General features: G+C 64.8%; 8 protein-coding genes, 1 tRNA gene and 1 pseudogene. 5 read left to right on the top strand and 5 right to left on the bottom strand.

What is annotated here, in order from left to right:
• Window positions 1-477, bottom strand: a pseudogene (locus K408_RS39995) (integrase core domain-containing protein); the annotation flags it as partial.
• On the opposite strand from K408_RS39995, the gene K408_RS39990 reads away from it, so the two are divergent.
• Window positions 361-897, top strand: a complete 537-nt coding sequence (locus K408_RS39990; protein WP_245269094.1) for a Rossmann-fold NAD(P)-binding domain-containing protein — start codon at window positions 361-363, stop codon at window positions 895-897. The pseudogene K408_RS39995 and the gene K408_RS39990 overlap by 117 nt on opposite strands.
• Window positions 884-1,621, top strand: coding sequence for a methyltransferase domain-containing protein (locus tag K408_RS39985; protein ID WP_245265993.1), 738 nt, complete (start codon window positions 884-886; stop codon window positions 1,619-1,621). The genes K408_RS39990 and K408_RS39985 overlap by 14 nt, the downstream gene beginning before the upstream one ends.
• A 65-nt stretch (window positions 1,622-1,686) precedes the next feature.
• Here the strand turns inward: K408_RS39985 and K408_RS43840 are convergent, their stop codons facing one another.
• Window positions 1,687-1,863, bottom strand: a complete 177-nt coding sequence (locus K408_RS43840; protein WP_230646561.1) for a hypothetical protein — start codon at window positions 1,861-1,863, stop codon at window positions 1,687-1,689.
• 133 nt (window positions 1,864-1,996) lie between these two features.
• Here K408_RS43840 and K408_RS0136495 point away from each other — a divergent pair, with 133 nt between their 5' ends.
• The gene (locus tag K408_RS0136495) at window positions 1,997-3,031 is read left to right on the top strand and encodes a Gfo/Idh/MocA family protein (protein WP_024343479.1); all 1,035 of its coding nucleotides are present in this window, start codon (window positions 1,997-1,999) and stop codon (window positions 3,029-3,031) included.
• Between the two features lie 94 nt (window positions 3,032-3,125).
• On the opposite strand, the gene K408_RS0136490 is transcribed toward K408_RS0136495, so the two are convergent.
• Window positions 3,126-3,201: transfer RNA gene (locus K408_RS0136490), tRNA-Trp, on the bottom strand.
• A 148-nt stretch (window positions 3,202-3,349) separates the two neighbouring features.
• On the opposite strand from K408_RS0136490, the gene K408_RS0136485 reads away from it, so the two are divergent.
• The gene (locus K408_RS0136485; RefSeq protein WP_024343480.1) at window positions 3,350-4,585 is read left to right on the top strand and encodes a serine hydrolase domain-containing protein; all 1,236 of its coding nucleotides are present in this window, start codon (window positions 3,350-3,352) and stop codon (window positions 4,583-4,585) included.
• A 207-nt stretch (window positions 4,586-4,792) separates the two neighbouring features.
• On the opposite strand, the gene K408_RS0136480 is transcribed toward K408_RS0136485, so the two are convergent.
• Both K408_RS0136480 and K408_RS0136475 read right to left on the bottom strand, forming a co-directional pair.
• Window positions 4,793-5,560, bottom strand: a complete 768-nt coding sequence (locus K408_RS0136480) for an SDR family NAD(P)-dependent oxidoreductase (protein ID WP_024343481.1) — start codon at window positions 5,558-5,560, stop codon at window positions 4,793-4,795.
• A gap of 67 nt (window positions 5,561-5,627) precedes the next feature.
• Window positions 5,628-6,326: a histidine phosphatase family protein gene (locus K408_RS0136475; protein WP_024343482.1), complete on the bottom strand. Its 699-nt coding sequence runs from the start codon at window positions 6,324-6,326 to the stop codon at window positions 5,628-5,630.
• Between the two features lie 133 nt (window positions 6,327-6,459).
• Between K408_RS0136475 and K408_RS0136470 the strand changes: the two genes are divergently transcribed.
• Entirely contained in the window at window positions 6,460-7,245 is a 786-nt protein-coding gene (locus K408_RS0136470) for an SDR family NAD(P)-dependent oxidoreductase (protein WP_024343483.1), read from the top strand.
• Window positions 7,246-7,537: the final 292 nt, after the last annotated feature.

The raw sequence follows: 7,537 nt of genomic DNA, 5'->3' as shown, positions 1-7,537 counted from the left end.
GCCCTCGGCATAGCGCAGCGTCCCGTCCCGTTGCGGCCCAAGAGCGTTGCGTTTGGCGTATTCGGTCGGCGTGAGGTTGCCCAGGGCGCTGTGCGGCCGGGCGTTGTTGTAGTCGTCTTTCCAGGCGGCCAGCACGGCTCGCGCCTGTGCGAGCGAAGTGAACAGCGTCTCATTGAGGAGTTCATCGCGCAGGCGGGCGTTAAAGCTCTCGATGAAGGCATTCTGGGTCGGTTTGCCGGGCGCGATGTAGTGCCACTCGATCTGCCTCTCTTGGCTGAAGCGCAGCATGGCCATTCCGGTCAGCTCAGTACCGTTGTCGGACAGGCACATCGCCGGCCGGCCGCGCCAGGCAATGATGACATCGAGCTCGCGTGTGACCCGCAGGCCCGGCAGCGAAGTATCGGCGACGAGCGCCAGGCATTCGCGAGTGAAGTCGTCGACCACAGCCAGAATCCGGAACCGTCGGGCGCCGGCGAGACATTCGGTCAGCGCGCAAGGGAGTACAGCGCTCGTCTTCGTCCGATCCTCGCCAAGGCCCGCGCCAGCGGTGCCGAGATCGCCATCTATGGCGCCGGCTGCCGCGCCTGCACCTTCACCAATGCCCACGAGCTGACGGATCTCGTCGACCTCTCGGTCGACGACCAGAAGGAGCGCCAGGGCCTCTCCCTGCCCGGCACCGGGATCCCCATCCGCTCGCCGGACGTTCTCGCCGGCAAGACTGGGCCGCTCGTCTGTCTTCTCGCCGTGAATCAGGAGAACGAAGCCAAGGTTAACAGCCGGCTGCGCGAGAACGTGAGGCGCCCGCTCCACGTCGTTTCGATCTTCGCGCCGTCGGACATCTGGAGCGAGCTCGATCGTCTCGAAGCGGCCGCAGGGTCGCCGCATGGCCTATGCTAGCCAGCGGCGCGATCTGTTCTCGGACAAGCTGGTGCTGCCCCCCCCCGGCTGTTCCGATGTGCTCGAGTTCGGTCCTGATTCCGGCGAGAACGCGCTGGTGTTTGCCGGCTGGGGCGGAAATATGACGCTCGCCGAGCCGAACCAGCATGCGCACCCGAAGATCCAGGCCTTTTTCGCGCGTTTTGGCCTGACGAAGCGACTGCGCGAGCTCGTGCTGGCCGATGTCGAGGGATTCCGCAGCGATCGCCGTTTCGACATCATCGATGCCGAAGGGTTCATCTACACGGTGCAGCCGACGGAGAATTGGCTGGGCATCTTCCGCGGCCTGCTCAATCCGGACGGTTATGCCGTGGTGTCCTATTACGAGCGCTATGGCGGCTTCTTCGAGCTCGCGCTCAAGGCGATCCATGCGGCCGGCAAGGCCCTGACAGGGCGCCCCGCGCTCGAGACGGCGAGGACGCTGTTCGAGCCGAAATGGAACAGCATTCCGCACACCCGCAGCTTCGAATCCTGGCTGATGGACGTGCTCGAAAATCCTTTCGTTCGGCACAGATACTTTCTCGACGCGGCAGCGTTGTGCACGGCGGCGCATGAGCAGGGATTCGATATCCATTCGGCCTGGCCCGCCTACCGCGACAGCCTGGACATCTACTGGCACAAAAAGGTCCTGTCCGGCCCGACAAGCTGCACCGCCTCACACGCCATCTCGATCGCAGCCGCCTGAGCTTCCTCGGCGGACGAAAGCTCTATCTGGTGGGCAAGGCCGATGCCGTGCAGGCGGTCGCGGCATCAGTCGAGACGCTGGCTCCCGATGTCGACAGGATGATCGACGATCCCATCGGGGAGAGCCTGGCACGCGCCGTCGCCGGCCTCGCGGCCCTGCGCGAGGCGATCCGCACCGCTGACATCCTGTCCGACGATACTGTCGACCTTGATGCCATCATCGCGACCCTCGACAGCTTCCATCGCATCTTTGACGCGATCGAGCGACGGGACACCACGGTCACCGCCCTCACCCAGACGGACCCGGCGTTCATCAACGCCCGGGGGGCAGCCGGCGCATTTCCTCGTCATCCGCAAACGCTGAGGGATCGAGCCAGTGACACCAGGCATTGGCATCATCGGAACGGGTATGGTCGGTCAGATGTGCCACCTCGCCAATTTCGCGGCCAATCCCGCGGGCCGCGTCATCGCGATTGCCGATCTCCGGCCGGAACTCGCGGCCGCCGCCGCGCAGAAATTCGGCGTCTCACGGATCTATGGCACGCACCGGGAGCTGCTTGCGGACAGCGAGGTCTCCGCGGTGGTCGTGGTGACGAAGCGGCGCGCGACCGGGCCGATCGTCCTGGACGTCTTGAACAGCGGCAGCCACGTGCTGTCGGAAAAGCCGATGGCCTACACGACGGCTCAAGCCGAGACGCTGGTCGAAGCGGCGCGGCGACAGGACCTCATCTACAGCATCGGCTACATGGAAGCGTCACGATGCCGGCGTGGCACGCGCGTGGCCGAGTTGGCACGTATTCGCGCAGACCGGTCGCTGGGGCGCATCGTCGCCGCGCATGGCTGGTGCTTCGGCGGCGACACGGGCCGAGCGCAGGACAACTTCGTGATGACCGCCGAAGCACGGCCGGACGGGCTCGAACTCTGGGAGGATGGCCCCGACTGGATGCCGCGCGCGATGCGCCAGGGTTACGACCACTTCTTGAATGCCTCCAGCCATATCATCAATGTGGTGCGCTACCTGCTCGGACCATCGCCGACTCTTCTCGATAGCTCGATCGAGGGTTCGGGGGCGGGGCGCATCACGCTCGATTTCGACGGCCTCGCCTGCACGCTCGATCTCACCAGCGGGTCGGCCGGGCCCTGGCGCGAGGGGCTGACGGTCGAGTTTGAACGTGGCGCAATGACCCTGGAACTGCCTCCACCCTTTGCCGAGCAAGAGGCTTTGGTCGTTGTCGATCACGATGGTCAACGCATGCAGACGGCGGGTGCACCGAGCTGGGCATTCCGGCGTCAGGCCGATGCCTTCGTTTCCGATGTCGCCAGGCGACGCACGCCGTTGGCCTCGGGCGCCGATTCAGTCACCGACATCGCACTTGCGGAAGCCGTGTGGAAGCGGCGGGTGAGCGGGTAGGCTGAGGCCCGGGGTATGACGGCGCATGCGATTCGCCTCGTTAGACGCCACCGCGCCTATCTCGCCGCCACCTCACTCAAGTGATTGATTTAACTGGCAGGAGTGGCAGGGCTCGAACCTGCGACCCCCGGTTTTGGAGACCGGTGCTCTACCAATTGAGCTACACTCCTACGGACCCACGTCGCCGCGGATCAGGGCCGCTTTCAAGCACAGGGGACGGCCGGTTTGCAAGGGTGAACCGCGCGGGCCTCGCTTGTTTATGCCGAGGCTTCTGGGCCACAGTCCATCGCCCATAATGAAAAGCAACCGGGAGTGCCCATGACCGCTACAGCCACCGCCACAGCCGCTACACAGGCCACGACCGCGTTCCGGACGCCACCTGTGCCGGAAGCCCGCCCCGAGACCCTCGGGCTGTCGCGTCCCCGCCTCCAAGCCATGTCGGACGCTTTCAAGCGCGAAATCGAAAAGGGAACCATCCCTGGGGCTACTGTGCTGGTGGCCCGGCGTGGCCAGATCGGCTGGTTCGAGGCGCTCGGCAAGCAAAGCCCGTCGGGCGCTGCGCCAATGGCGCGCGATTCGATCTTCCGGATCTTCTCGATGACCAAGCCGATCGTCTCCGTCGGCATCATGGCCCTGGTCGAGGACGGCCATCTGCTTCTCAGTGACGCGGTCGCCAAGTTCATACCCGAGTTCGCCGACCAGAAGGTCGGCGTAGTCAGTGGCGGCAAGCTGGAACTGGTGCCGGCAACGCGGCCGATGACGGTGCAGGACCTGCTCCGCCACACCTCCGGCCTCACCTACGAGCACCAGGGCGATGGCCCCGTGCACAAGCTCTATCAGGAATCCCGCGTCCGCAGCCGCAAGATCACCAACGCCGAGCACGCCGCACTGGTCGCGAGCTTTCCGCTGGTCTGCCAGCCAGGCGCGGAGTTCAACTACAGCCGCTCCACCGACATTCTGGGCCGCATCATCGAGGTCGTCAGCGGCAAGTCGCTTGGCGCTTTCCTCACCGAGCGCGTCCTCGCGCCGCTCCAGATGGCCGAGACCGGCTTCTCGACATCGGAGGCCAATGCGGGCCGGCTCGCCGAGCCGTTCGCGTCCGATCCCTGGACCGGCGACAAGGTCGCGCTGTTCAACATGCTCGAGCAGCCGGTGATGGAGTCCGGCGGCGGCGGCCTGGTCTCGACCACCATGGACTATGCCCGATTCTGCCTGATGCTGCGCAATGGCGGTACGCTCGACGGCAACAGGGTCATCGGCCGCAAAACGCTGGAACTGATGGCGTCAGATCATCTCGGGCCAGGCGTTGCGATCAACGGCACCCTGCTCTCGCCCGGCCACGGCTTCGGCCTCGGCTTCGCCGTGCGCAAGGAGGCGGGCATCGCGCCCTTCCCCGGCAGCATCGGCCAGTATTTCTGGAGCGGCATTGCCGGCACGTTCTTCTGGATCGATCCGAAGGAGGATCTGTTCGCGGTGTTCATGAGCCAGGGCCCCGGACAGCGCGACTACACGCGGACCCTGGTGCGGGATCTGGTTTACGCCGCGGTGGAGTGACGCGGCGTCCGCATGGACTCGCACGGTGACGCTGCATCCTCACATTCGCTGTCATGCCCCGGCTTGACCGGGGCATCCAGTACGCCGCGCCGGATGTGGTAAGAGCGAGCTCTCCAATGTCGGCCCCCGGAATGCTGGATCGCCCGCTTCCGCGGGCGATGACACCGGTCGTTGGGTGGGCTGCGTGCCTCTTCTACGCTCTATCGCTCAACTGATCGTCGCGCCGCCGTCGATCACCATGGTCTGGCCGGTCATGAAGTCGCCGGCCTTTGACCCCAGGAACACCGCAGCGCCCGCGATCTCGTCGGGGATGCCGATGCGCAGCAGCGGCGAGCGCGAGGTCGAGGCTTTCAAATTTTCCGGATTGTCCCACAGCGCTTTGGCAAAATCGGTCTTGATCAGGCCGGGCGCAATGCAGTTCACGCGGATGTTGTGCGGGCCGTATTCGCAGGCGAGATTGCGGGCGAGCTGCATGTCGGCGGCCTTCGAGATCGCGTAGGCGCCGAGGATGGTCGAGCCCTTCAGGCCGCCGATCGAGGAGACGATGATAATCGAGCCGTCCTTGCGCTCGATCATCTGCGGCACCACCATCGAAATCAGCCAGTTGTTGGCGACAATGTTGTTGTCGAGGATTTTCCTGAACTGATCGTCGGAGATGCCGGCGAGCGGACCGTAATACGGGTTCGATGCTGCGTTGCACACCAGCACGTCGATCTTGCCGAACGCGCGGTTGCTCTCGTCCACGAGGTTTTGCAGATTTTCCTTCGAGGAGATGTTGGCGGCGATCGCGACCGCGGTGCCCTTGCCGTATTTGTCGTTGATGCCCTTTGCCACCTGGTCGCAGACGTCGGCCTTTCGCGAGGAGATCACCACCTTGGCACCATGCTCGGCCATGCGCTCGGCGATCGCGAGCCCGATGCCACGCGTCGATCCCGTGATGACGGCGACTTTCCCCTTCATGTCGAACAAGGTCATTTTGATCTCCCTGAGTACGATTTGATTGGCCCGGAGCTTATGCCGCTCGCGCGAGCGGACAGCCGCTTCAGGCGAGCTTCTTGACTTCCGGCCCCGCCGGCTGGTGCATCGCCGCGTGCGCAACATCCGCGATCCACGGCTGCTGGTTCACCATCGGCAGCCGCCAGACCGTGCGCTCGGGGCTCGCAAAATAGTCCAACCGCGTCACCGAGCAATTGTCGATGTCGAATGACAGCCCGCGCTCCGGCTGACCGTCGAGCGCGAGACCCAGCGCCGCCTTGATGGTGCCGCCATGCGCGACCGCGATAATGTTTTGCCCTGCCGCCTCGTTGTTGATCCGCTCGATGGTGCGGCGCGTGCGGTTGTAGAGATCCATGAAGCTTTCGCCGCCGGGCGCGGGCTCATTGATGTCGGCGAACCAACTCGATCCGACGGGGCGGCTGGCGATGAACTGGGCGCGGTTCATGCCCTGCCAACGGCCGAGATTTTGCTCGGCGAGGTCGGCCTCCCATTTCATCGACGCAGGCCGCGGGAAACCAGCCGCCCAGATCGCTTCCGCGGTCTGGTGCGTGCGCATCAAGTTGCTCGAGTACCAGATCGCGGTGCGTGGCAGCACCTTGGCAACGGCATTGAATACGTAGGTGTCGCTGGTGTCGCAGGCGATATCGCTCTGCCCGTAGATGTTGCCGCCGTCATTGCGCACGGGGGCGTGCCGGACCCACCACCATCGCGTGACGACCACATTCGGCTTGTCTGCACCGGCCATCGAAACCCTTCCATCCCGTTTGATGTCGCTGTACGTCAGTAGCGAACGTGTCTCAAGACACTTTACCGTTTGAAATCTTGTTTGAAATTCCGTCGCGCGGCAAGGGCTGCGCGCGAGCCAAAGGGAGAAGCGCATGGGCCGCCTGCAAGGCAAATCCGTCATCATCACTGGCGCGGGCAGCGGCATCGGTCGCGCGGCTGCGCTGCTGTTCACCAAGGAAGGTGCCAAACTGATTGCGGTCGATCGCTCGGAGGCGGTGAAGGAGACGGTCGACGAGGTGAAGAAGGCCGGCGGCACCGCCGAAGCCATGATCGCGGACGCCGGCTCCGAGACCGACGTCATCGCCGTCATCGACAAGGCCGTGAAGACGCACGGGCGGCTCGACGTGATCTGGGCGAATGCCGGAATCTCCGGCGGGCTCGTTCCGCTCGCCGAGCAGACGGTGGAGCACTGGCAGGAGATCTTGCGGGTCAACCTGATCGGGCCATTCCTCGCGGTGAAGTACGCCATGCCACACATGGTCAAGCAGCAATCCGGCGCGATCGTGCTGACGGCGTCCGTCGCAGGCCTTAAGGCCGGCGCGAGCGGACATCCCTATGCCGCGAGCAAGGCCGGCGTGATCAGCCTGGTGCAGACCACGGCCTATTCGCTCACCGGCACCGGAGTTCGCATCAACGCGGTCTGCCCCGGGCTGATCGAAACAGGCATGACCAAGCCGATCTTCGACCGCGCCAAGGAGCGCGGCACCCAGGACAAGATCGGGCAGCTCAACCCGCTCAAGCGCCCCGGCCAGCCGCATGAGCTCGCGGCGATGGGACTGTTCCTTGCGAGCGACGAGGCGTCTTATGTGAACGGCCAGGCGTTTCCGGTCGACGGCGGCCTTACCGCGTCGATGCCGTACACGGGCAAGCCGGTTTGATCCTCCCGTGTCCCGGACGCGCGGCAGCGTTCTTGCGCTGCTGCGCAGAGCCGGGACCCAAGGGCGGGTGGTCGCACTAACTGCATCAACGCCGTCATTGTGTCTGCGGTGGCGCGCATCGCTCTTTCGATTCGCATCTCACCCGAAGACACATCTTCTCGTTCTCGCGGCTGATCTCGCCCGAGCTTTGCTTTGTCGCCTCACCCTCTGAAATGAAAGAGGGCGCAGGGAAGACCGGGAGCCCGCTGGCACCCGAGGTCCACTGTGCGGAATCTGCGTGGTGAGAAGCTGC

The sequence above is a fragment of the Bradyrhizobium sp. in8p8 genome, assembly GCF_000426845.1.
Classification (GTDB): Bacteria; Pseudomonadota; Alphaproteobacteria; order Rhizobiales; family Xanthobacteraceae; genus Bradyrhizobium; species Bradyrhizobium japonicum_C.
Note: the sequence above shows the minus strand (reverse complement) of the source record. Positions and strands in the feature narration are given on the sequence as shown.